This window comes from Bacillus sp. SIMBA_074, from assembly GCF_046534555.1.
In the GTDB taxonomy this organism is placed as follows: Bacteria; Bacillota; Bacilli; order Bacillales; family Bacillaceae_G; genus Bacillus_A; species Bacillus_A mycoides.
This window is the reverse complement of sequence record NZ_JAWRYM010000009.1, coordinates 58,370-82,735: the sequence shown is the minus strand read 5'-3', so window position 1 is coordinate 82,735 and position 24,366 is coordinate 58,370. Positions and strand designations below refer to the sequence as shown.

At 33.4% G+C, this 24,366-nt stretch carries 31 protein-coding genes and 1 pseudogene; 8 read left to right on the top strand and 24 right to left on the bottom strand.

The genetic code is table 11. The features are described from left to right. Window positions 1–116 precede the first annotated feature (116 nt). Together SB773_RS12655 and SB773_RS12650 are read right to left on the bottom strand one after the other, a co-directional pair. Entirely contained in the window at window positions 117–827 is a 711-nt protein-coding gene (locus SB773_RS12655) for an SDR family oxidoreductase (protein ID WP_002085764.1), read from the bottom strand. Window positions 828–1,152: 325 nt separating this feature from the next. Beyond that, window positions 1,153–1,491 carry a hypothetical protein gene (locus SB773_RS12650; RefSeq protein ID WP_002127270.1) on the bottom strand — a complete coding sequence of 113 codons (339 nt, stop codon included), beginning with the start codon at window positions 1,489–1,491 and terminating at the stop codon, window positions 1,153–1,155. A gap of 212 nt (window positions 1,492–1,703) precedes the next feature. Here SB773_RS12650 and gerPF point away from each other — a divergent pair, with 212 nt between their 5' ends. Continuing rightward, the gene (gene gerPF / locus SB773_RS12645) at window positions 1,704–1,919 is read left to right on the top strand and encodes a spore germination protein GerPF (protein WP_001141569.1); all 216 of its coding nucleotides are present in this window, start codon (window positions 1,704–1,706) and stop codon (window positions 1,917–1,919) included. Between the two features lie 285 nt (window positions 1,920–2,204). Here the strand turns inward: gerPF and SB773_RS12640 are convergent, their stop codons facing one another. The 4 genes from SB773_RS12640 to SB773_RS12625 all read right to left on the bottom strand — a co-directional run bounded on the left by SB773_RS12640 (window position 2,205) and on the right by SB773_RS12625 (window position 6,036). Next, window positions 2,205–2,540: a YolD-like family protein gene (locus tag SB773_RS12640; protein ID WP_002085766.1), complete on the bottom strand. Its 336-nt coding sequence runs from the start codon at window positions 2,538–2,540 to the stop codon at window positions 2,205–2,207. A 707-nt stretch (window positions 2,541–3,247) separates the two neighbouring features. Then, window positions 3,248–3,469: a hypothetical protein gene (locus SB773_RS12635; RefSeq protein WP_002031836.1), complete on the bottom strand. Its 222-nt coding sequence runs from the start codon at window positions 3,467–3,469 to the stop codon at window positions 3,248–3,250. Between the two features lie 575 nt (window positions 3,470–4,044). Then, entirely contained in the window at window positions 4,045–4,896 is an 852-nt protein-coding gene (locus tag SB773_RS12630; RefSeq protein WP_002031835.1) for a peptidylprolyl isomerase PrsA, read from the bottom strand. Between the two features lie 144 nt (window positions 4,897–5,040). Then, window positions 5,041–6,036 (bottom strand): glycoside hydrolase family 25 protein, encoded by a 996-nt coding sequence (locus tag SB773_RS12625; RefSeq protein WP_002136170.1) that lies wholly within the window; start codon window positions 6,034–6,036, stop codon window positions 5,041–5,043. A 565-nt stretch (window positions 6,037–6,601) separates the two neighbouring features. On the opposite strand from SB773_RS12625, the gene SB773_RS12620 reads away from it, so the two are divergent. Further along, entirely contained in the window at window positions 6,602–6,796 is a 195-nt protein-coding gene (locus tag SB773_RS12620; RefSeq protein ID WP_131246627.1) for a hypothetical protein, read from the top strand. Between the two features lie 352 nt (window positions 6,797–7,148). Here SB773_RS12620 and SB773_RS12615 read toward each other — a convergent pair whose 3' ends face one another. Continuing rightward, a complete protein-coding gene (locus SB773_RS12615; RefSeq protein ID WP_002012628.1) occupies window positions 7,149–7,652 on the bottom strand; it encodes a MepB family protein in 504 nt (167 codons plus the stop codon). Window positions 7,653–7,872: 220 nt separating this feature from the next. On the opposite strand from SB773_RS12615, the gene SB773_RS12610 reads away from it, so the two are divergent. Next, window positions 7,873–8,085 (top strand): hypothetical protein, encoded by a 213-nt coding sequence (locus SB773_RS12610; RefSeq protein ID WP_002012629.1) that lies wholly within the window; start codon window positions 7,873–7,875, stop codon window positions 8,083–8,085. Window positions 8,086–8,177: 92 nt separating this feature from the next. Here the strand turns inward: SB773_RS12610 and SB773_RS12605 are convergent, their stop codons facing one another. The 4 genes and pseudogenes from SB773_RS12605 to SB773_RS12590 all read right to left on the bottom strand — a co-directional run bounded on the left by SB773_RS12605 (window position 8,178) and on the right by SB773_RS12590 (window position 11,193). Next, window positions 8,178–8,735: a C1q-like domain-containing protein gene (locus SB773_RS12605; protein WP_410590198.1), complete on the bottom strand. Its 558-nt coding sequence runs from the start codon at window positions 8,733–8,735 to the stop codon at window positions 8,178–8,180. A 137-nt stretch (window positions 8,736–8,872) separates the two neighbouring features. After that, on the bottom strand, window positions 8,873–9,448 hold the full coding sequence (locus SB773_RS12600) for a C1q-like domain-containing protein (RefSeq protein ID WP_002012631.1): 576 nt from the start codon (window positions 9,446–9,448) through the stop codon (window positions 8,873–8,875). 821 nt (window positions 9,449–10,269) lie between these two features. Next, window positions 10,270–10,455: pseudogene (locus SB773_RS12595) on the bottom strand (hypothetical protein); the annotation flags it as partial. 516 nt (window positions 10,456–10,971) lie between these two features. Then, on the bottom strand, window positions 10,972–11,193 hold the full coding sequence (locus tag SB773_RS12590) for a hypothetical protein (RefSeq protein WP_002141667.1): 222 nt from the start codon (window positions 11,191–11,193) through the stop codon (window positions 10,972–10,974). Window positions 11,194–11,269: 76 nt separating this feature from the next. Here SB773_RS12590 and SB773_RS12585 point away from each other — a divergent pair, with 76 nt between their 5' ends. Beyond that, window positions 11,270–11,878, top strand: a complete 609-nt coding sequence (locus SB773_RS12585; RefSeq protein ID WP_002012636.1) for a hypothetical protein — start codon at window positions 11,270–11,272, stop codon at window positions 11,876–11,878. A gap of 6 nt (window positions 11,879–11,884) precedes the next feature. Here the strand turns inward: SB773_RS12585 and SB773_RS12580 are convergent, their stop codons facing one another. After that, the gene (locus SB773_RS12580) at window positions 11,885–12,040 is read right to left on the bottom strand and encodes a hypothetical protein (protein WP_410590195.1); all 156 of its coding nucleotides are present in this window, start codon (window positions 12,038–12,040) and stop codon (window positions 11,885–11,887) included. 380 nt (window positions 12,041–12,420) lie between these two features. Here SB773_RS12580 and SB773_RS12575 point away from each other — a divergent pair, with 380 nt between their 5' ends. The 3 genes from SB773_RS12575 (at window position 12,421) to SB773_RS12565 (ending at window position 14,462) form a co-directional block, all read left to right on the top strand. After that, on the top strand, window positions 12,421–12,618 hold the full coding sequence (locus tag SB773_RS12575) for a site-specific integrase (RefSeq protein ID WP_410590193.1): 198 nt from the start codon (window positions 12,421–12,423) through the stop codon (window positions 12,616–12,618). 73 nt (window positions 12,619–12,691) lie between these two features. After that, window positions 12,692–13,006, top strand: a complete 315-nt coding sequence (locus SB773_RS12570) for a thioredoxin family protein (protein WP_001206934.1) — start codon at window positions 12,692–12,694, stop codon at window positions 13,004–13,006. Window positions 13,007–13,580: 574 nt separating this feature from the next. Next, the gene (locus SB773_RS12565; RefSeq protein ID WP_002085782.1) at window positions 13,581–14,462 is read left to right on the top strand and encodes a cation diffusion facilitator family transporter; all 882 of its coding nucleotides are present in this window, start codon (window positions 13,581–13,583) and stop codon (window positions 14,460–14,462) included. On the opposite strand, the gene SB773_RS12560 is transcribed toward SB773_RS12565, so the two are convergent. The 5 genes from SB773_RS12560 to SB773_RS12540 form a co-directional block, all read right to left on the bottom strand. Next, window positions 14,452–15,087, bottom strand: a complete 636-nt coding sequence (locus SB773_RS12560; RefSeq protein ID WP_002127255.1) for a phosphatase PAP2 family protein — start codon at window positions 15,085–15,087, stop codon at window positions 14,452–14,454. The two genes, SB773_RS12565 and SB773_RS12560, sit on opposite strands and share 11 nt — an antisense overlap. 77 nt (window positions 15,088–15,164) lie before the next feature. Next, window positions 15,165–15,920: a sporulation protein gene (locus SB773_RS12555; protein ID WP_044441857.1), complete on the bottom strand. Its 756-nt coding sequence runs from the start codon at window positions 15,918–15,920 to the stop codon at window positions 15,165–15,167. After that, a complete protein-coding gene (locus tag SB773_RS12550) occupies window positions 15,902–16,723 on the bottom strand; it encodes a serine/threonine protein kinase (protein ID WP_410590190.1) in 822 nt (273 codons plus the stop codon). Before SB773_RS12550 ends, SB773_RS12555 begins: the two co-directional genes overlap by 19 nt. Continuing rightward, window positions 16,723–16,905: a hypothetical protein gene (locus SB773_RS12545; protein ID WP_000473368.1), complete on the bottom strand. Its 183-nt coding sequence runs from the start codon at window positions 16,903–16,905 to the stop codon at window positions 16,723–16,725. The genes SB773_RS12550 and SB773_RS12545 overlap by 1 nt, the downstream gene beginning before the upstream one ends. Window positions 16,906–17,015: 110 nt before the next feature. After that, window positions 17,016–17,195, bottom strand: coding sequence for a YozD family protein (locus tag SB773_RS12540; RefSeq protein WP_002012644.1), 180 nt, complete (start codon window positions 17,193–17,195; stop codon window positions 17,016–17,018). A 149-nt stretch (window positions 17,196–17,344) separates the two neighbouring features. Between SB773_RS12540 and SB773_RS12535 the strand changes: the two genes are divergently transcribed. After that, window positions 17,345–17,500, top strand: a complete 156-nt coding sequence (locus SB773_RS12535; RefSeq protein ID WP_002018281.1) for a DUF3930 family protein — start codon at window positions 17,345–17,347, stop codon at window positions 17,498–17,500. Between the two features lie 4 nt (window positions 17,501–17,504). On the opposite strand, the gene SB773_RS12530 is transcribed toward SB773_RS12535, so the two are convergent. From SB773_RS12530 to SB773_RS12500, 7 genes are all read right to left on the bottom strand, one after another. Further along, window positions 17,505–18,167, bottom strand: a complete 663-nt coding sequence (locus SB773_RS12530) for a hypothetical protein (protein ID WP_044441863.1) — start codon at window positions 18,165–18,167, stop codon at window positions 17,505–17,507. Window positions 18,168–18,440: 273 nt separating this feature from the next. After that, window positions 18,441–18,656 carry a YozE family protein gene (locus SB773_RS12525; RefSeq protein WP_002085796.1) on the bottom strand — a complete coding sequence of 72 codons (216 nt, stop codon included), beginning with the start codon at window positions 18,654–18,656 and terminating at the stop codon, window positions 18,441–18,443. Window positions 18,657–18,728: 72 nt separating this feature from the next. Further along, on the bottom strand, window positions 18,729–19,001 hold the full coding sequence (locus SB773_RS12520) for a YokU family protein (RefSeq protein WP_002085797.1): 273 nt from the start codon (window positions 18,999–19,001) through the stop codon (window positions 18,729–18,731). Beyond that, the gene (gene kamA / locus SB773_RS12515; RefSeq protein WP_002012651.1) at window positions 18,998–20,416 is read right to left on the bottom strand and encodes a lysine 2,3-aminomutase; all 1,419 of its coding nucleotides are present in this window, start codon (window positions 20,414–20,416) and stop codon (window positions 18,998–19,000) included. Before kamA ends, SB773_RS12520 begins: the two co-directional genes overlap by 4 nt. Before the next feature lie 210 nt (window positions 20,417–20,626). Then, complete coding sequence (rocR, locus tag SB773_RS12510) at window positions 20,627–22,012, bottom strand: arginine utilization transcriptional regulator RocR (protein WP_002012652.1); 1,386 nt, start codon at window positions 22,010–22,012, stop codon at window positions 20,627–20,629. Between the two features lie 178 nt (window positions 22,013–22,190). Beyond that, window positions 22,191–23,090: a putative beta-lysine N-acetyltransferase gene (ablB, locus tag SB773_RS12505; RefSeq protein ID WP_241875538.1), complete on the bottom strand. Its 900-nt coding sequence runs from the start codon at window positions 23,088–23,090 to the stop codon at window positions 22,191–22,193. Beyond that, entirely contained in the window at window positions 23,087–24,355 is a 1,269-nt protein-coding gene (locus SB773_RS12500) for a peptidase (protein WP_410590185.1), read from the bottom strand. The genes ablB and SB773_RS12500 overlap by 4 nt, the downstream gene beginning before the upstream one ends. Window positions 24,356–24,366 lie beyond the last annotated feature (11 nt).

Below are 24,366 nucleotides of genomic sequence, written 5' to 3'. Positions count from 1 at the left end.
AACAAATATCACCTTTAATTCATTATTCTATTTTTCATATGTAATTTTGTGCATCACATAATGTACTAATAATACAAAAGAGCACCTTTCAGGCGCTCTTTTTGACAAGGAGTTTCTCAATGAATGTATGCCGGACATGTCAATGACTCACCGTTTTTATCTATTGATATATTTAATATATAATGAATTGCTTTATGTGACCACATTTCAGGTGTAGGAGATTCTTTTACATATTGAGGTGCACATAAGTGAAGCATTGGAGTGCTAATACTGCCACCTGGATCTAGAGCAACTACTGCCATACCATTTGGCAGTTCCATTGCCATTGACTGTGTGATACCTTCAACAGCAAACTTCGAGGCACAATATGGCGCAAGTTCAGCCTCGCCTTCTCTTCCCCAACTAGAGCTCATGTTAATAATAATTCCTTCTTTCCTAGCTATCATCGCCGGGACGAACGCCCTAATGACATTTACTACCCCGTTCACATTTACACTCATTACACTTTCAAATTCTTGTGCGGTAACTTTCCATAGAGGTGCATTTTGATTAACAATCGATGCATTATTTATTAACATATCGGGAGCCCTATACTTATTAAGAATACGACTTGCCCATTTACTAACTTGGTGATGATTTGAAACATCAATTATTTGAAAATCATGTGAAGCACCGTAATATTTATTAAGCTCTTCAATTTTATTTTTGGAGCGTCCACACCCTGCTATATTCCACCCCAATTCATGAAACCTATCAACCATTGCACGTCCTAACCCTTGCGTTACTCCAGTAATAATTACAAGTTTCCCAATGTCGTTTCGCTCCAACTTCATCTCCTCCTTTCCATTAATATTACTCTTTTTATTTTTATTCAACTTCTCACTTAAGTATCAATTCATTTCATACTTTAGAAGTATTTTTGATATTACATATTACAAACAAAAAGAGTAACCATCATAGTTACTCTTTTTGTTTGTATCGTTATTATTTTTAAATTGTATCTTCTATTCCCTACATTTCTCACATCGATAAATATAGGTTACACCTTAATGAAAGTATATTTATGTTTACGGTTCGATTTATCCAAATACTTTTCAATCCACTTTTTCAACTTAACAGAGCCCACCTCTATCAATAAATTTCCACCTAGTCTTATAACATACTTTTATTTAAATTCTCAATCTCATTTTGCAACTTTTTAAATTGCTCAAAATGCATTGTTATAGATTGAATACTATTCCTTTCAACATTTTGCTTTACTAATAAAACGCCTGTATCGTGAAAAATTGCTTCAAGTTCTTTCCTTATAGATACTTTCGTAATATATGCGGTTTTAATTGCCGATAAAATTGCTATTTCATTAAACTTTAATTTTATTTCATTAGGACAAAATGCTTTTTCGATCAATGTGACATCATTACTATAAATATAAGCAACAAGTTTACTTGATTCTGCATCTGTTAAATCCACTGTTTTTATAACATTATCCATTACATTTTGCCTCCTTTAATTCCATATATATGAATTATTCAAATTTATTATTTTTAAAATTCAGCTCTTCATTAATTTTAACATACTTTTTGCTCGATTGATTAAACAAAGCTTCAAACATTTTTCTATTCCGGAATATTTGTCAAATGAACCAATTAGACTATACCTTCATATAGTAATGCAAACAATTACTTATAAAGCAGGTGAAAATTATGCCCTCAGTTGTTGGGAATTTAGTTGTACAAAATAGTAACGGATCTTTCAACTTAGGTGATTTCTACAATGTTTCTCCAAAAGAGAATACGAAAGCTTATAACGGCTCTGGCGCATCTAACGTTGGTTTCGTAGTGAACACTTTTAGTGGGGTTAGCGCGACTAATACATTTGATTCTGATCTAGCAGATCAAAACCAAGTTGGTACGGCTTAAACAGCTCTGTAATCATTTTTGTATAACATTTTAAAATTTGTCTATACTATACTCAGGCTGATACACAGCTATCATTGATTTTTTGAGTGCCAATCTTTTTCTCCCTTTCCCTGGGACTAAGCAGCTAGCTTGCAGCTAGCTGCTTTTTCATTTAGTTCTTCACCTCTTCAAAAAATTAAGTTTTTACAGGTAGCCTGACTCACAGCCGAATTTTGAGGTGTGAATCTGCCTGTCCGTAAATAGCTAGATAAATTAAAGAAGCTAAACTTCAAAATTCAGCTTCTTTTAGGTTACATCAATTATGTCCATTGCAGAAAATATATATGTTTTATAAAATGCATCTGTACATTTTACAATTTGTTGAATTGGATTTATATGAACCACTGTCATATAACTCGTAAGTATGTATCCTTCTTCAAAATATGTCACTAACATCTCTTCTTCAGACAATAATGAAGTTAATAATTTGTCTGAAATGCTGTCTTTCGCTTCATTTGTTATTAGCGGTCTTTGAACTTTTAATTTCTCTCCAATAATTTTTTTCATACTTAATAATTGTTCCGACATTACTGTAAACGGAACCCACTCTCTTCCTTTTTCCTGTATCTTTACATAATTCATTTTCTTTACTCCTCAATTTTCTATATCTATCCATTCTTGAACTACCCCACTTTCACTTCGTTTAGAAGTGGGGGATTCCTAAGTAAAGAGTTCTATCGAACTCTAATTTATTAGGCTATCTCCGCAGTCCTTGCGGTTAGAAGCCTTATCGCTTCATTCTTTATCCATCTCTTATTTATATGTAGCGTAGCTTTCCAATTCAAAACTATTTATGAATTTGTAGACATCTCCACTTCGAAAGAACATTCGTTCTAATTATACACGAACGAACGTTCTTACGGAAGTGCAACATGTAAATTTTTCAAACAAAATGCAACTTTAATATATGAAGTTTATTCATACTCATTTATTACTCCCTTTTATTAATCAAATTTCTTTGCACTTCCTATCGCATCATAGAATACGTGTAGCAACAATAAAAGCGACTCCACCTAATGTGAAGTCGCTTTTATTGAACTAATTATATTTCTAATTTTACTTTTCTATCCTAACTAACGTTCTTTCTGGAATACAAATTTCAGCTATATCTCATTAACCATCCTTCAACAAAAGCATACACTTTTATTATGAACGAACTCACAAAGCTTTAGAAACTTATGATGTAAAACAATTCATTCCTCATAAGTTTCATACATATCGACAATTACTACCATTTATCCTGCTATTTGTAGGCAGTAAGATTCACACTCATCAATTTTTCACTTTCTTTATTGAATATGCTTGGGTTGCATTATAATATGTAATTCTCTCTCTGTTTCTGTTTTTTTCGGATTCCGATAATATTCCAGTTTATATTCTAATACTTCATACTCAACCATCCCAATCTTTATCCCTTTTGTTTCTTTTAATACAGCTAATAGAACGCTTATATTTTCATTAGATGATTCAAAAATTTCCCCTCCGCCTTCTCTCTTAAAAATAACTTTCATATATTCTCCCCCAAATTAATTTAATAATCTAGTAAATATAAAAATATTCATCCTATTTTAATAAAGTGAAGGCTAATAATCAGTGGGGGTTTTGTCCATCACCCACTGATTATTAGCCTTCACCAATCGGGCTTTTACGAGCAGTAAGACTCCCACAAATAGCGGGATAAATAATTCTTATCATCATTAAGAACATCCTCTTGTACTAAATGTTCAACATGTCACTTCCTATAAAGTTAATTTATACTCCAATAAATATGATATGTACCATTCTTTAAATTATGTCCTCAATTCACTCTCCAAGAAAATATATTTAGTTTATATTTAACAAAATTAATTAACTAAAACATTATCATTTCAACATTTTGCGAATTTAATTGCTTATTCCTTTTATCTACATCCAAATTTTCCTATTGTAATTCTTAATATTTAAATGTAATATTGTATTGTCTTACTATCTATTTATAACTCACACACTAACGCGAAAAGGGAACTCTATATGAGTTCCCTTTTCTATTGAAAACAAAAAAACAGAAATATAGCATTATGCTAAATCTCTGTTTTTCTTCTAAACCTTATTTCTCATCTAAGAATTTAAATGTATCTTTAAATTCTTTATCTGTTACTTTAATATCTGCTTCTTTCAATAGATCATTGATTACTTGTTGTTTCCATTTACCTGTCGCATCTTGCAGTCTTTGTTGTTCTAAATCTTTTCGAATCGTATCTTTTACTTCATCAAATGGTTTCAATTCTTTTTTATCCGTCACTTTTATTATATGATAACCATAAGATGTTTTTATTGGCTCACTTACTTGTCCTGCATCTAATTTATATGCAGCTTCCTCAAACTCTTTCACAGTTTGACCAGGAGCAAAACCAGCGATTTCTCCGCCCTGTTCCTTTGAACCAGTATCTTCCGAATACTGTTTCGCTAAAGCAGTAAAATCTTCACCATTATTTATTTTCTCTTTTACTTCTTTCGCAGTTTTTTCATCTTTCACTAAAATGTGACTTACCTTCATTTCAGGTTTATGGTTATCTTTCACATCTTTATCTGTGACAGTCGCTCTAATCGCTTTCTCAAGTGCAATTTCTGGCTTCATTCTCTCTTTTAATTCATCTTCATTCTTTAATCCTACTTGCTCTAAAGCCACTTTAAACTTGTCACCCATTTGTTCCTTCGCTGCTTCTACTTGTTTTTTAGCTTCTTCATCTGAAACTTTATATTTATCTAGCAATGCCTTATTTAACATCATTTGAGATAAAGTACTTTTTCCATATGTTTGCCTTAATTCTTTACTTAACTCTTTCTCTGTCACGTTTCCTACTTTTGATGTTGCAACATTTTCTGAGGAACCACACGCAGACAATGTGAGCGCCACACATGCAATAATAGTTCCCATAAATAGCTTTTTCTTTTTCAATTCAAATACCTCACTTTGATAAATGTATATTAGGAACTATACAGCGCTATTGTGAAATCAATGTGTTTTCTGCAAGTATTTCTCTTCATGCCAGAGACAAGCTTTATTAAATAAAAAAGCCGGCATAAAGCCGACTTTTTAACATCATTTAATCTGCACATGTTCTTCTTTGATCCATTTGTTCCCACCTATATCTATATATCCATCTTGACGATTCCAAATACGATAAGGGACCTTCCCATCGACCGCACCTGTATCATTCCCGTTTGGCCCATCGTACGTTCTAATTTCATATCCAGGTGTGTACTTTGAATATGCATAAAACCATTGTACATTAAAATGTTCTAACTTAGCCCACTGTTGTTCACCACCTAAACAAATCATATCTTTTTCGCCACCTCCCCAATAACCCTTATAGATTAAATATGGGATTTTTTTCGTAAGTCTTCCTATAAATTGCGGATTCGCAGGATTTTCATATAAATTAATTCCGTATCCATCATCATATTTTGAAACTGCAATACCAATTCCATTTGGTTGCTTACTGTCTCCAATACTAGATTGATTTGTTTGATTTGAACCTATAAACCAAGAAAGATTTTTATTCCCAATTAATTGATTCAAATCACATTTTCCAATACCAGGAACATTTCCTGAATCAGTATATTGCCAAATATCACAAGGATATGCTGGTTTATTCCCTCCATAACGAGGAATCCAAATAAAATCAGCATCAATATTGCGAGCTCCAAATGATACATACGTGTGATGTCCTACATATAAACCAATTTTTTTTGCACCTAATCGGCGTAATTCATCAATAAATGCTTGAGTCCCGCCTTGCATATCTACCATTGTTTGAACTTCTACATCTGCCACCCAAAATTTAGCGTTTTTATCGCCACGATTCCAAAAATCTTGCGCTTCTTTTTTTGCATCTGAAATAGATATAAAACGGCAAAATGCATAATTCCCAAATGGGATACTACGTTTCTTCATTTCTTTCACATAACCTTGATACATAAAATCGACCGTATTCGAACCATCTTGAACTCTAGCAATAACTAAATCTAGCTGAGAAGCTGCAATATCCCAATTAATATTTCCATTCCATTTCGAAATATCTACAATATAACCCATTACTAATCAACTCCTTTTTATTATCCTATTCAAAGCTTGTTTTATTGCTAGACCCATACGCCTAATAGCAAGCTTCTATAAGACAAATAAATATATTTTCATCATTTTTTAAAACCAAATAATTTCTTTTTATCCATAATAAATAAGTCCTTCTTTTTTTCATTTGTAAACGATAAACTTGCGTTTATTTCATACTAAGTATTGGGATAAAACTATAAATAATGTACATACTACATATAAGCAATTTTTGCTTATACTCATGAATGACCTCCAAGATTTTTCAATCTCCCTGTAAAAAGGCAGCTAAAAAAGCTGCCTTTTTACAATTTATTATATAAAGACAAGTTAATTAACGCTTATTCCCTCATATTAGTCTGTTCTTAAGCTTTTTATAAACATGATATATATTTTTTCACAACACTATTTTGATACGTAATAGAAATTACATCAACTCATACAGTATATGTAATAATCAACTACAATAAAAATTACATATTATATTAATATGTCTTCCTAATTAAAAGGAAATAAACATATAACCTCTGTTATGTAAGGAGTTTATTTAATGAAAAAAATCCCTATCGTATTCAAAGTTCCACCGAATTCAAAGCTAAAAGTTACATTCTATGGTCCTTGTAACGAAGTAATTTCAAATGTATCTTTAATTAATCAACTACTCACCCCTACCTGCCAAACTGTATCTCAATATCCAGACTTCAAGAAATATATAACTGAAGTCCGATCATTATCAAATTGTTAATCGTATAATTTTATGATTTATCATTTCGAACAGTACGATAACAAAATAATAAAAAGAGCCGCATCTTTCAAAAGAAACGGCTCTTTTTCATTTCACAAAACATGACTTCATAAAAAAACTAAAATAACTCATTAATTGATATTCTGTTGATATTTTGTTGATATTTTACACATATTAATGAAATGCGCATATATTATCGTATGGAGATTCTCCACTCATAAAACCTATCTTTTTTTGAGCATACTTTATTTGTATGCTCCTTTTTTATTCTTTACTTAACGGCTTACCCTGTTAATATTTCCAAATATCATCTGAACGAACATTGAATATTTCAATTTTTTCTTATTATGTGCTATGAATATAAGTTTAATAATTTATCTGTAGCTACATTTTCAGTATCACTTAAATCGACAAAATAATGAAGTTGCCACAATTGACTCTTCTTAGCTTGATTACTAATAGGTTTATCCCAAATAGGGTAAACCCTCATAGCCATTTTCCCTTTTTGATTTTGAGTTTTTAATATTTTTTCTTTTAGAAGAATCTCTTTTGGAAAAATAAATTGTCCTAGTTTATTATCCGCTATACAAGTGATAACTAAAAGGTTAGGAGCTGAATCATAAGAAAATGCCTGATTGCTCATAGAGGCATTCTTCTCCCAAAAAGAAACAAATTGTCCAATCTTATTAGGCGTAATTTTTGATACCCTAAATCGGATGCTTCTATTATTTAGCTGGAATACCCCTCCTGCATATTCTGAATTTTGCTTTTCTTCTTTTCGTTTAGTAATTAATAGATTATTAGGTTTGTAAATCATTTCATCTAGTTTTTCAATTATATTACTAAAATTTGTCATGTAAACGCACCTTTTTTATTTTCCAGTATACCAAGAACATTCGTTCTTGTATATTAAACTTAAACAAATGTTGGCTTTGAATAGTCTTTCAAAGATTATTTTATCTACTCCATCCATAACTTCAAATTTACTTTTATAGTATTTATTACATTACTCTTCCAATTCCTTGTATTCTTCATTATTTCATTAATATATTAATAAAAAACGAGGTACATATTACATGAATCCATCCAAAATTGACTTCGGCTCCATAGAGCAACCTTTATTCCTATTAATTTTATATCTTATCGCAATTCTTTTAACACTCGGCATTACATTTAGTATATGTCATTCCCTTTTACTAAATTTAAATGCACCGAGATGGGTAGCAAAACTGTTAGCTATCGTATTAACTCTAGGTGTTGCTTATCAAGTATTTATGAACTTATTTTAATATATTACCAATTTAATACCTTTAACTAAAAGGCCCTACCATAAGGTAGAGCCTTTTTAAAAAAAATAGTCCATAAATCACAAACATGTCTTTTATTTTATTGGAGATGGGAATCTTGCAGCTTCAAAATGCGTACTAATAAATCCTGGATCATTTTGTATAATCAGTCCATCTACATCACTCTCAGCAAAAATTTCAACTACATCTCCTGCATGTAATTGAAGTATTGTTGAAACAGCTACGACATTTGCAAAATTGGGTGGACCAAAAAAGTCATTATCTATCGCTATAGCTGGATTATCATTTACCCGAATTTCTACACGCGCTCTATAATTCGTATTACTATCATTAGGTGCAAAGCTGATTGTACCAATAATAGAATAAACCCCTCTAGTCTTCGGAATAAAATCTGATGTTACTGGATTATATTCATTCGCTAAATCAAACTGTTCATTTTGGAATAATACTTTAACAAAAGTATTTGCAGTGACATTTTGATTTACTGTACTAACCGCTCTAAAAGCAGATGCCCTTACAAGTTTATCTTTCTCATTATCACAACACTTATCGTAATAATCTTTACTCTTCTTACAACAAGTATGCTTTGTCTTTTTATAGCCATTGCAATGCTTACAATAATAATAAGACATATTTATATCCCCTTTCTAAATCTATTGTTGTATACTATGCAAAATAAATTTAAAAAGTTTGGACGAGCTATTGCTATTATGAAATTAAAAAACTCCATCGAAAAGCAGAGTTAATAAAATTTTTTCCTTTTTAATATTTATACAATTGGAGATGGGAATCTTGCAGCCTCAAAATGAGAACCGTCTTCTGTACTACTAATAACCCCATCTATACTACTTTGTGCAAAAATCTCGACAATATCACCTGCATGTAATTGAAGTATTGTTGAAACACTTACGACATTACCGAAATTTATTGGACCAAAAAAGTCGTTATCTATAGCAATTGCCGCATTTCCATTCACTCGAACTTCTACACGCGCTCTATAATTTAAATTTGTATCGTTCGGAAAGAAACCAATCGTCCCAATTACGGAATAAACTCCTCTAGTCTTCGGAGTAAAATCTGATGTTGCTGGGTTATATTCGTTCGCTAAATCAAATTGTTCATTTTGAAATAATACTTTAACAAAAGTATTAGCTGGAAGGTTTTGATTAACTGTATTTACAGCTCTAAAAGCAGATGCTCTTACAAGGTTATTCTCCTTATGATCGCAAGAACAGTCATCACATCTTTTACCGCACTTATTATAATAATCACTTCTTTTTTTACAGCAATCATGATTTTTCTTTTGGTAACTCTCACAATTCTTACAGTAGTAATAACAAGACATATATAGTGCTCCTTTCTAATCTACTAATGCATAATATGTATGCTAGACTTGGAAAGTTTGGACAGGTTATTGCGATTACAAAAATAAAAAATGCTCCACCATAAGGCAGAGCGAGGAGAAAGTATAACTTTTAAAAACAAAGCACTCATGTAATATTCTGGTTAAATCAGTAATACAAATTATCTAGTTTCATCAACTCGGATTTTCAGAAAAAACTCCTCTGTACGATTTTATTATTATTGAATAGATTATATTGTTCAGTGAGATATGCAATATTTCATATTTTATTATTTCAATATTCCTTTATTATCGTTGAGTTGTAAACATTCTCTTAAAAACACTTTAAAATCAACACTTACTCTATAGCAAATACTTTTTCATCCTTCAGAATTACCTGTAAGCATTATATTCAAATATTATTATTGTAAATTATTGACCTGTACAAACGTATAATTTTTGTGTATTCTATGGACAAGAAGTAAGGTAAGAGTTACTCTTTGCCATTTTAGGAAAGGCCCTGTTGGAGACAACAGGGCCTTTTTTCATAAACTAAATCGGTAAGATCCCCTAACTAGTAAGCTTTCTTTACCTAAACATCATGCATTTCTTTTTGCATACACCGCTACTCTTCTTCGACTGTTTCGTTTACAATCATCAGACACTATTTAACAGTACATAGTCCATTTATCCAGCACTTTCAAAACAGCTTGTACACCGTTAAAATACTTCATGCACTACAAATAAATTATCCGTTCTTGTACAGGATGAGTATAAATTTTGGAATGTCCTGATATTAAATTACTTACAAGGTTTCATACCACTTATACTTTTGGAGACGGGAATCTTGCAGCTTCAAAATGCGTACTATCTTCTACATTACTAATAACTCCAGCTACGCTACTTTGTGCAAAAATCTCGACTAAATCCCCTGCACTCAATTGAATTATGGATGAAACAGCTACAACATTAGCAAAGTTTATTGGACCAAAAAAATCATTATCTATTTCATAGACACCATTTATCAAACACTCCATGTTTCTTCACCCCTTGAATATTTTTTAAATAAAAATACATACTATTTTCAAGCCGTCGTATCCACGGCTAGTACTTCTTTCTTTTGTTACAGTAGTAAGCAGGCAGGTTCTTCACCTATCTGCTTTCTCTGTATATTTTTTTAGATATCGAAAATACTACCTACAAGCTGTTTGAACTAGCAGCTTCACTCTTCTTGTAATGGGAAAGCAATTTATCACAATTAGCTAACTCATTCAACTCACAGGCAGACAACCAAAATTGTTGTCTGCTTTTTGTATGGAATTTTTCATTTTGCATATACTACTTTTGAGCCTGTTTACCAACGCAAGCCATTTTGGTGTTTTGAATTCCGAATAAGCTTTTATGTTGCATAGATTATTACATCTTTGACAACACTGGTTAAAAGCGCGTTTTCTGGTTATTCGTAGTTCTAGTCCAGAATAATTTTCCTCCTATAAAGGACAGCAGGTACGACTGCTCGTCCTTTTTTATTGCCCCAAATACTTTTGTAACAATTCCAACGCTTCATTAATGCTCCCATTTAAATCATCAAGTTCAGCATCTTCTGGACACTCCTGCAAAATCACTACCGCTCGACTTATGACATCTTGTAACTTTTCGATATCGATAGAAGTTGTAATAATTCCCTCTTGTTCTTGCGGATCAGCTTTGCCGTAGCCATTGTGCATGGATATCGTGTTTTCTAGCATCTAGCTCACCTCCTTAAAAAATGCAGGATTTTCCTTTCCATTATCGAATTAGTAATGTTTGAAAAGGGGGTGTAATATGGCAGAAATTAAAGTAGGACTTACACAATTTTTAGACTTCACACTGAAAAGTAGTGCAGCTAAAACAAACTTTGTAAAAAATCTAAAATCTCAACCGGAATACCAACCAGCTTTTGATTACTGGAAACAATTACGAGACACTGTTATTAAATTTCATCAAAACGAACTACCTTTTGAATGTTTCGAAACATTAGTGCAAACGGTTGATCAGAAGAAAAAGCAAAACTACATTGATGTCATAAAACAGTACAAAAAATTTATTAAAAACAAAGACGTCTCTTGGTTCGATCCAGGTAAATCACATTGGATATCAGATGATTTAATCGTCCGCTCATCACCTGAACTCGGTTTGCTCATTAATGATGAGCCGCATCTTATCAAACTGTTTTTCAAAGGAAAAAAAGAGCGAATTGATAAATACAACATCAACTCAACGCTAACATTATTAAACGAATCGACATTTTCAAATGAACATAACGATGTGAATTATACGGTTCTTAACATCCAAAAGAACAGAATGTATACGAATAACTCTATTAATAATGATCATTTAATAGCGCTTGAATCAGAAGCTAACCAGCTTTGTTATATATGGAATAAGATGTAAAGAGTACTATTCATCTCTTTCATTACCTTTTCCATGCATAATTTGGACACAATTTTCACAGATCCTATCAGTTTCGTTTAATTGAAGCTCACCTTCTTGTTCCTCACGAACAATGCAGGGTGGGCGTTTTTTCGAAAATAGTTTCTTTAACCATTTCCGCATCCTAACTCACCTCCTCCGAAAGAGTGATATAATAAGCTCTCTCCACTAAATCAGCGTTAACACCCTAGCTTTTTAACCGATGAAGAAGATCTTCGTTTTTTAGAACATGCAAAAGAAAACCGTTATTATATCGCTTATCTTCTTGCTATTACATGTGGAATGCGTAAAGGTGAAATCTTAGGTCTACAATGGAAAGAGATTGCTGATTTTACCTGACATTACTTTAATGGCACTAAATGACCATCTGCAAAAAATCTCTGAGGAAAAAGAGCGATATGATGAAAGCTATAATGATTACGATTTGGTCTGCCGTTTCAGAAGTTTGACACAGCTCTGGAAAAAGCTTATAAAGAAAAGTGAGGTTCCTGATATTCGGTTCCATGTTCTGTGTTCTGAGACATACTCGTGTAACAATTATATTAAAACAAAGTATACATCCGAAGATTGTAAGTGAACGATTAGGACATAAAAGAGTAGGTATCACATCGAAAACCTACTCACATGTTGTACCAGGACTTCAGGAAACTGCGGTGGATCAATTTGCAAACGAATTATTCGGAAAGAAAAACTTTTGTTAGAAGTTTTCGTTTCTAGGCAAAAACACCGCCTAAATAACCCCAAATATTATAAGTGAAAAAGGAGCAACAAAACATGAGAGAAATCAAGTCTGACAAGGAATTCAAAGACATCATCGCAAGCGAGGAGCCAGTAGTTGTTAAGTTCTTTACTACATGGTGCCCAGATTGCGTGCGTATGGACAACTTTATCGGAGATGTAATGGAAGAGTTCAATAAATTTGAATGGTATTCTATTAATAAAGATGAGTTCCCAAGTATTGCTGAAGAGTATCAAGTAATGGGTATTCCAAGCCTACTTGTATATCAAAATGGCGAAAAGTTAGGTCACTTACATAGTGCAAATGCAAAAACGGAAGAGCAAGTTACTGAGTTTTTAGAAGCATACTAAAAAACGAAAAACCTCTGAAAAATCATCAGAGGTTTTTTTCGTTTTCAAATTGTTCTTTACCTTTGTCTCTTTCTGGAAAGTGAATATTATAATGCTTTCTCCTCTTCTTATTGAAGAATTTTGTTATCATTTCTTATATATTACTCACATGAGGAATTACAAAGAGTCATTTTGCGAAAAATATATATGAAAAAAATTTTGAGAATCATTATTCTCGCCCTCTTTCCATTTGCCATAATCATCATTAATTGTTTAATAAAGTGAAACTTTAATCAGTGGGGTTTTTGTTCATCCCCCACTGATTATTAGTTGAACCAATCGGGCGTTTACGGGCAGTTGATCTCCCACCTAACTTCTTTGCTCCAACTGAATTTTGAGGTGGGGGTCTTACTGCCCGTTAATGCGGGATAAATTTCCACTTTGTACTTTTCAACATATTTTTCCTTAACGAAACTTTGTTATCCCCTTCTTAAAAAGCTATAAAACGTCAACAATGTTTGTATAGACCCACACGAGTTTCGTTTGATACTCTATGTATAGAAAGAAATTCCTTGTAGAAAGGCGAGTGATTAAAATGGATTCTCTTTCTCATAAAGAAGCTGATAAAGGTGCTATTGTCAGCATTATAGCCTACATATTTTTATCCTCTATGAAAATCATCATCAGTTATATTACCCTCTCTAGCGCATTACGTGCTGACGGTTTGAATAACTTAACGGATATTGGTGCTTCTTTAGCAATATTAATTGGCCTGAAAATTTCTCGTAAGCCTCGTGATCCAGATCATCCATATGGGCATTCGCGTGCAGAACAAATCGCATCACTTGTTGCTTCCTTTATTATGGCAACGGTCGGATTAGAAGTTGTTATTAGTGCAATTCAATCGTTTTTCAATCCGAAACAAGCAGCACCTAATGTACTTGCTGCATGGGTAGCTTTATTTTCTGCTGTCGTTATGTACGGTGTATACAAGTATACGAAAAAGATTGCAATGCGAACAAAAAGTAAATCATTGGAGGCTGCTGCAAAAGATAATTTATCAGATGCTCTTGTAAGTATTGGTACAGTAGTAGGTATAGTCGGAGCACAGTTCCAAATGCCTATTTTGGATCCTATTGCTGCTTTACTTGTCGGTCTTATTATTTGTAAGACCGCGTGGGAAATTTTCGTAGAAGCTTCTCATATGCTAACGGATGGAATTGATCCTGAAAAAATGGATGAATACGCTGATGCTATAGGGCATATTTCAGGTGTAGAACATATTGTAGATATTCGTGCTCGTATGTATGGGAACCAAACGTATGTGGATATTACAATTGAAGTAGATGCTCGAATGGATGTTAGCGAAAGCCATTGTATTACTGACAATATTGAAGATATGCTTCGAAAAAAATTCGGAATTTACCATGCTCATATTCATGTGGAGCCCATGCAAAAAGAACCTATTATGACATAGGTTCTTTTTTAATGAACGCCTTATGAAATATAATACATAAAACGAGCCAGCTACCGCCCGCTGCCCATCCGGCTAATATGTCAGATGGATAGTGCACGCCAAGATAAATTCGGCTAACTGAAATAGATAATACAACGAAGCTTGCTATAAAAATAATCAGCAACTTTTTATGCAATGAAATACGATCTTCTGTAATTGTGACGTATGCAATAAATCCTAAAAAAGCAGTAGCATTCATCGTATGACCGCTCGGAAAGCTATATCCAGTTGCTGTAACAAGCTGCGTCACATCAGGTCGTGCTCGTTCATACCATAGTTTGAGCATACTGTTCAAATAACGTGATCCGTAATAATTAATTGTTAGAAGTAATGCACTTAATATTTTTTTTCTAAGAAGAAAATACATTACAAGTATAATGAGTAACGGGAAATATATTCTTTTTGAACCGATAAAGGACACCCAAGTAAAATAGGTTGTCAAATACTCGTTTCGGAAACTTTGAATAAAGTGTGCGACTACATTATCAAATTTTTCAATACAAGCGGTATGATACGAAAGTGATAGTGCGACAAAACAAATGAGTAGTGTACAACTTAACAAGTATAAATGTCGGTATCGTTTCACATACATAACCTCACTATGCAAAAAAATGGAGCGGTTGTTTTAGTTTTCCTCTCCATTTCTTTTTTATGCATAGTTTATTAAAAAATATTATTGTTAATTTTTTGCTGCATCGTTGGAATATCTTCGTTTGTTACTGTAAAGCGAATAACCTTCTCATCAAGATCAAGCGCTTCTGCGAATAAACCAGCCAATCCACGTGATTTTCTATCTACTTCCATAATAATTTCTAATCGGTCGTGGGCACTTGGCAAAATTAATAATTCTAATTCATCTAATTTCCCATAATACTCTCCGGAGACTGGAATAAACTCAAATTCTTGCGCGAATGGAACTTGCTTACGTAATCGATACGGTAATTCTTCGCATTCTACATGACGCGCTTTAAAACCTAATTGATTTACACTATTTAATACACTGTTCAATAGTGCATTCGGCAACACTTGAATATAGTCACGGTCACTTGGATCAATACTACGTTTAATATCAAGGCCTGTATGAACCCAAACCGTTTTCATTCCAAGTGTTAGTGGTACTTCAATTGGCATTAAAAACGAAAATGGAATTTCCACTTTTTCATTTGGCTCTACAGAAAATGGATCTGTTAAACGAACTCGCTCCAAATCATACGTTGCCGTTACTTTTTTATCATCCACTTCTCTTACATATGACGTCGACAATGTTAAGTAAATGCTTTCAATTTCTTGGTTAACTGAACCTCCAGTTATATGAACCTTCCCTACTATCTCTTCTCCAACTATATACTCATCTTTTTCAAGAACGGTATCTACTTTTGCACTACCAATACCAACGCTTGCTAAAAACTTTTGAAACATGAAGTCTCCATCCTTTCTAAAGCGTAAGCTACATCTTCTTTCAAATCTTGTACATTTTCATAGTATGGCGCTTTCATTTGTAACATTCGCATTAGCATGTCGCGATTATATTCTTCCAACGCTAACTCTTCATACCAAGGTTTTTCCTTTTTTTCAGTCGATTCATAACTAGCATACAATAAAAATAATACGAAATGACCGAGCGCATAAAAATCGCTACGAAAGTGAACTTCTCGCATCAAAGCTTGTTCACCTTCATAAGTTATAGCACGCTCATCACCCTCACCTTTCAATTTAGCCAATCCAAAATCAATAATACTAATCTGATTTTCTTTCATTAATATGTTTGGAATACGTAAATCTCGGTGAATGATACCTTTACTATGAAAATACGAAACAATTCCTAGTACTTCATATAAAATCCCAAAAACTTCACGTTCATCATATACTTGGCCATCTAAGAAAATACAATCTTCGAAATTTTTTCCCGGCATATACTCCATCACCAAAAAGTTCCTTTTCTCCCATATGAAATGATCATGTAGGTTAGGAATTGACGCATGATTTAATGTTTGTAAAATCACTTTCTCTTGCTCAAATGATTTTCTACCAGACTCATATCTTTGTTTACTTTGCCTTAATTGTTTTAAGACTTTATATTTATTTATTTGCAAATCATTAACGATATATGTAACCCCATAACTGCCCATTCCAATTACTGATTCAATCTTATAACGCTCTGCAACGATTGTATTTTTTCGCAGTGGTCTATCAAATAAAGCTAGTATACGACGCCATTTCATCAGCTACTTGAAAAGAAGCTACGGCTTTTACGTTTTCTTTTATAATGCTGATGCCCATAACCAGATGAACGTCGTTTATAGTCGCTACTTGAATAAGAGCGCCCTCTATGACGATAATCACTACTTGAATACGAACGATGTTTTTTCTTTCCTAATAAAGAATCAATAATTTTTTTGAACATCCCTTCACCTCTTGTATAAAATTTTCTTTTAATTATACCAACAATTCTTGTCTATATTTGTGACAAGTTTGTAAAGAGTAAAAAACGACGAGTTAAGCCCGCCGTTACTTTCAATCTTCCTCTTCATCAAAAACTTCATCAATCATGCATTTCTCTAATAAATACTCAAATGTAATATCTGCCAGGTCCTCAATTTCTTCTCTTTTTGGAACGTACCCTCTTTCAATTAGTCGCTCATAAAAAAACTCCGCAATCTCTTCCGTGTCAATTACGACTTCAATTTCCTTCATGAGCATCACTCCTTTATTTCTGTTTTATGAAAAAATCTCAAAATTATGTATATGAGATTAGAAAAATAGTTTTTCTTTTTTTATAAGTCATATCATGTAGGTAAAGGGCATACGATGTTAGTACAAGCTATCCAAAGGGGGAAATAATAATGGAATACCAATACGAAGTAGAGCAAACAAAAGAAGAGTTCATGCATGAAGATCAATGGGCAGACTCTCTTATTAAATGGCTTTTTATTTTTTTAATAATTGTAGGCATACCTTATACTGCATATGTTGTTGTTCAATTTATTCTCTCTTTCTAGTTAACTATTTTTTCTCTGTCAATTTAACTAAATAATTTTGAACAACATCCATAACAATTTTATATTCTTCATCTTTAAATGTATCGAATAATAAATGATAATCATTATAAATATCTAATAACCCATCAATAATTTCTTGGCGATTCGTCTTTACACTTACTTTTTTCGAATTGTTAATTGACTGCAATTTTCCTAAATCTAATTTATTCATACCAGCTTTATCTTGTTTCATTTTCTTCAAAATTGCATTTGCCGTTTGTGCATTGGCAAGTAATGTTAAATCTGATTCATCAGCTTCTAACCATTCACCATCAGTAATTCGTGACAATTCATATATAGTATCTTCCCATGCATCATTTTTATATCTCCATACTTCTGTACGAAAACCAACAATACGAAAAACATCTTTATCATATCCAGTTACTTGCACGAGATCACCAAACGTAAAGTTATAATTTAATTCAATCCACTCTGTGTCGCCCTTTTTCATTTCTTGCTCTGTAACATGCTGCAAAGTTTGTTCTACATAAAATCCATCGTGATTATTTACTTCGTATACGTAAACTCCATCTAAAACTTTCATATTTGTAACTTTCCCAACGGTTCCATATAGCGTAATCACGACTATGTCCCCTACGTTATATTTAGGTTGTTTTTTCCTTGCCATCAATATCTCTCCTTTTTTAAACGTCGTGATTTTGATAACAGTATATGCAACCTACATAAAAACGCTTATCACAGAAGCTTATATTCATAAATTTTTTCAATAAAAAAGTAGAATTTGTATATAACTTAAAAAAGCTAGTATTTAAACTAGCTTTCACTTTTCATTTATGTTCTAACAGCAAGACGTATTGTAAATAAAAAAGCATAATGAATACTTCACTTCTTTCAAGGTAATGTATTCATTATGCTTTCATTTTCCTAAAACTTCATATCGTTATCTCTCTTGTATATATAAATCCCATGCATCATCAAATATAGACATACTTTCTAGCATTCCACTTAACTCTAAGTATGAACTAATTACATCATAGTCTTCAGATTGCTTCGGAAAACTTAAATCATCATACATCGCCTCTGCTAAATCTGATATTTCATTTTTAAATAAAGCTGCACGGTGCTTCATCATATAATGGTAAAATGTCTTTTTCAAAAATATTCCCTACCTTTCTAACTTGGGTACATTATACAAGGCAAAAAAGAAAAAAACCAGCATAAAAGCTGGTTAGAAGTCGAAATAATTCCTTTTTAATAAACGTGGTCTTCCCATCAACTCTTCGTATGTTAGTTGTTTTGGCAAATCTTTCGTATAAATTAAAAACAACTGATCTTCAATTTCTTTTACAGTATGGTCTGCTTGATAGTCCATTCCACATGAGGAACAAGTAATACATGGTGTCTCTTGGATTTCAATGGCTTTCGTACCATCTGGTAATTCCCAATATACAGTATTCAAGCTTTCTTTCGCTTCTGTACTGTCACACCACATACAATTCATACTACGTCACCCTCATTTTTTTTGTCATCATCTAACTTTGCTATTTGTGCTTGATATTTTTTATCTTTTAATTGATCACGCTTATCACGTTTATCTTTTAAAGAAGCATGCGTTTCATTGACTTCATAATCTTTGCGGCGATTCATACGTTGTAAATCATCTGGAACAAGATTAAATTTCTTATCACTCATCAATCCTGCAACGCCGATATCAGAACGTTTCTCTTCATAAGTCGGATAAATTTCTTTAAAGTAGCCTTCTGCTCTTCCTGGGATATAGTTTTCTGGTTCTGGATACGTTGTAATAACCCCTTCAAAGTTACGAAGAACAACTTTATCCGCACTTTGTGAAATTAAATAGTTTGGCTGAAGCGCAATTTTACCGCCTCCACCCGGTGCATCGACAACGAAAGTTGGTACTGCATAACCAGACGTATGTCCACGTAAGCCTTCAATAATTTCAAGACCTTTCGAAACTGGTGCACGGAAATGACCGATACCTTCTGATAAATCACATTGATAAATGTAATATGGACGAACACGAATTTTCACTAAATCATGCATAAGTTTTTTCATAATTGGAACGCTGTCATTAATTCCAGCTAAAATTACAGCTTGGTTTCCAATTGGAACACCTGCATTTGCAAGCATTTCACATGCTAGTTTCGATTCTTCTGTAATCTCAATAGAAGTGTTAAAATGCGTATTTAACCATACTGGATGGTATTTTTTAATTATGTTACACAGGTTTTCTGTAATACGCTGTGGGAATACAACTGGTGCTCTCGTTCCGATACGAATAATCTCAACATGCGGGATTGCTCGTAAATTCTTTAATACATATTCTAAAATTTTATCATTAATTAGAAGTCCATCACCGCCAGAAATTAAAACGTCACGTACTTGTGGTGTTTCACTAATATAAGCAATCGCATCATCTAATTGCTTTTTCGGTACGCCCATTCCAATTTGTCCACTAAAACGACGACGTGTACAGTAACGACAATACATAGAACATTGATTCGTTACTAAAAATAGTACACGGTCTGGATAACGATGAGTTAATCCTGGGACTGGTGAATCTTCATCTTCATGAAGAGGATCTTCTAAATCATATTTTGTTTTATATAACTCTTCCGAAATCGGTACTGATTGCATCCGAATCGGACAGCGTGGGTCATCAGGATTCATTAGCCAAGCATAGTACGGTGTAATGTTTAACGGGATCGTTTTCGTTGAAATTTTAACGCCTTCTTCTTCGTCAGGTGTTAAGTTAATTACTTTCTTTAAATCATCTAAAGTTTTGATCGTATTCGTTAATTGCCAAACCCAATCATTCCATTGTTCTTCTGTAACATCTTTCCATAATTCAATATCCTTCCAGTGACGATTTGGTTTGTATACATCATGTAACATTGCTATTCCCCCTTTTTATACGCTCATCCTTTATATAAGCAATAATTATGCCAACTTCATATTCTTGATAAGTAAATGTGAGAAATACCCTATTATATAAGAGAATAAATATTTTTAAGTGCTGTACTAAAACGATATTTACTATCATATTCATTACTTGTTATATATGTAAACGCTCTTTTATTGGTGCAAACACACAAAAACCGCCGATTATTCGGCGGTTTTGTCGTACTTGCTCAGTTTATATTGAAGCGTTTGACGCGGAATACCTAACATTTTTGCTGCTTGCAAAATATTCCCTTCCGTTTCAATTAACGCTTGATCTATTAATTCCTTTTCCATTTGATGAAGAGCTTCCCTAAGCGGTAATATACTTTTCTTCTTCGGAAGTTTCTCTTTCCGAAATGTTCGTGGCAAGCAATTTGCTGTTAACGAATTCCCTTCTGTAATAATGACAGCATGTTCAATCGTATGCTTTAACTCACGAACATTTCCAGGCCATTGATAAGCTTGTAATCTTTCTTTCGCTTCCTTATCAATTTGAAGTACACCTTTTTTATAACTTTTATTATATTCTTTCAAAAAGTAAGACGCTAATAACAGTACATCCTCAGTTCTTTCGCGAAGCGGCGGGATATATAATGAAAACACATTTAATCGATAGTATAAATCAGTGCGAATTTTATTTTCTCTTAAACATACTTCTGGAGGCTGATTCATTGCAGTAATAACGCGAACATCTACTTTTCTCGTCTTATTATCACCAATGCGACGAATAACTCCATCTTCTAATACACGTAGCATTTTTGCTTGTAAATCAAGCGGCATTGAATTCAGTTCATCTAAAAATAATGTCCCTCCATCTACAAGTTCAAATAATCCTGCTCGTTCGATTGCCCCTGTATAACTACCTTTTGTCGTGCCAAACAGCAAACTTTCTAATAGCGACTCTGGCAAAGCTGCACAGTTTTGTGCAATAAACGGCTTATTTTTTCGTTTAGAAGCTTCATGAATCGCTTGCACAAATAGCTCTTTCCCCGTTCCAGTTTCACCATATATTAAAACATTCGCATCGGTTGGCGCTACTTTTTGTGCTAACTCTTTCGTCTGTTTAAAGCGGGAATCATCAGTTACAATTGTCTCGAATGCAACATGCTTTTTCACCGTTTTTTTGCTAGTCGATCGTTTTATTTTCGATTGTAGATCTACAATCGTATCAGTAAGCTTTTGAATAGTAGAATAATCTTTCGCAATTTCTACAGCACCAGCAATATTTCCATCTATTAAAATAGGTAACGTTGTATTGACCGTACAAACATCTTCCCCATTTAAATTTTGGTAATGTTGAACTTGGTGTACGATTGGTTTTTTTGTATCTAATACTTTCATCAACGTACTTGTTTCTCTGGATAATGACGGGAATGCTTCTAATAAATGCTTTCCTAGCACATTTTCAATTTTAGATCCATCATGTTTTGCAGCAACTGTATTATAAAATATTGTAATCCCATTTTCATCTACTGCATGTATGGCCTCATCTATACTGCCCAAAATCGCTTCAATGACTTCCTGTGTCGAAACTGCTAGCAATGTCATCCCCCCTTTTGCCGAAAATCCAGCAAATTCAACGCCGAATTTCCGGCACCCTCTGTGCGATTATAAGCATGACGATTCCGTTCTATTATTTTGATGAAATGTATATATATTTTTATTGCTTATTTATGGTTAAGTGAAACTTTAATCAGTGGGGCTTTATTATTAACCCGACTCCCACCTAACTTCTTTGCTTTACAGCCGAATTTTGAGGCGGGAGTCTTACTGCTTTCGAATAGCTGGATAAATCTTTCACCCATATATTCATATCTTCCAACTTATCAAAAATGTAGCAATTATTCGCAAGCCTTCCCGTATATGTATAGCCTAATTGATGAAAGGCTGCATTCATACCGAAAGATAGCGAGCGAGCAATTGTATAAGAACAAAAAATAGATTTTTCTTGGAGCTCTTCCTCCAATTTAATTAACAGACTTTTCATAAAACCATGTTTTCGATATTCAGGTAATGTAGCACAATTCGTTAATTCTGCATTACCTTCTTTCACGTTCATTTCAGCAGATGCTGTACTAATAATTTTCCCCTCGAATTCATAAACATAGTAAATTGTATCGTCTTCCTTCATCGTCTGCTTTACATAATTCCCATCAGTTAAAGGTGTCGGATAAACTTCAAATACTTTTCCAAAGACAATTGCTAATTCTTCCGCATCCTCTTCTGTCGCTTTTCTTAACACAAATTCCTCTGGGACTATTTTTTCTTTCACTTCTTTTTCTTTTACACCACTTAAAATAGTATCTTCCTCAGTCCAATGAATACTATTTCGTCTTTCATCATTATGATATTTCACGAAGAAGTGCGCATCGTGCCCTTGAAAATAATGAGGTATCGTTGCTTCCAGTAAGAAACCGAAAGAGAGCCATGTTGAAACATGCTCTCCCTTTCCTTTAATAATACATTTAGTGAAAGAATGTTTCTTTGCTAATTCATCGATTGTTTGTATGATGCTTTCAACATTTCCTGTATAGTGATCAACTCTAATACGTTTATTAAAATAATCTAAAACCCCTTCTACTGTATAATGCTTTGTCTGTTCACTAAAAGATTCATAGTATTTCATTTTTTCACCTCACACCAATCTAGTAATGTACATGCAATTATTTTTGCGGCAGCAATCATTTTATCAACTTCTATATATTCGTTTGGATAGTGTGCTACTTTCGTCTCTCCTGGACCAAATACTATCGTGGGTACGTTAGCTATTTGTGTGAACAAACCTCCATCTGTTCCCCATGGCGAAGCTTCTATAATCGGCTCGTTCCCTTCGATTTCAACAAAGTTATGTTGAAGCGTTGTAATAAGTGGATCATTTTCTTCTAGTTCACCAGGAACCCATCTAGCCCCAAACCATTCTACTTCTACAGGATTTTTTACAAACCAACTATCCACATCTTTTAATTCACCAATCCAGCCCTCAAACTCTTCTTTTGCTGCCTCTATAGTCTCATTCGGCGCAATACCACATCTTCCTTCTAAAATTAATGAATCGGGAACAGAACTTGGCCAGCTTCCCCCTTCAATTTTCCCAACGTTAATTGGAATTGGAATCGGAATCCCCTTAAATAACGGATCTGTAATTCGACCATTTCTCTTCTCTTCTAATTTTCTCAAATGCTCTACAACAAACATACTTTTTTCAATTGCACTTACTCCTTCATAACGTGTACCACCGTGTGCTGCTTTTCCTTTTATATGTAGACGAAACCACATTGATCCTTGTTGTTTCGGAAAAAACTTCATATTCGTCGGCTCAGGAATAATAACGCCATCTGCCTTATATCCTCGTAAAATAGCGGCTAATGTTCCTGCCCCACCGCTCTCTTCTTCTATTACACTTTGAAAATGTATATGACCTTTTAGTTCAATACCAGATTCAATAATCGCTTCCATCGCAAGCATAAGTGAGACATTGCCGCCTTTCATATCTGTTGTTCCACGTCCATATATGCGGTTTCCTATTTTCTCTCCACTATATGGATGATGGTCCCACTGATTTACATCCCCTTCTGGCACGACATCAATATGCCCGTTTAAAATCATAGATTTCCCTTCGCCACTTCCTTTTAAAGTCGCTACAATATTCGGGCTATCTGTAAAACTTGTACGAGGTGATACGAAATAAGGGTGATCTTTCATTTCATTAAAAGCAGGCTCCCAAATATCAAGATCTAGACCTAACTCACGCAACTTTTCAATAACAATTGCCTGCGCACCACTTTCATCACCAGATACGCTCTTTTCTTGAATTAATCGTGTTAAAAATTTTACACTCTCTTCTTCATGACCCTCAATATAATCACAAACTTGTTTTTTTAATTGCTCCATATATTACAACT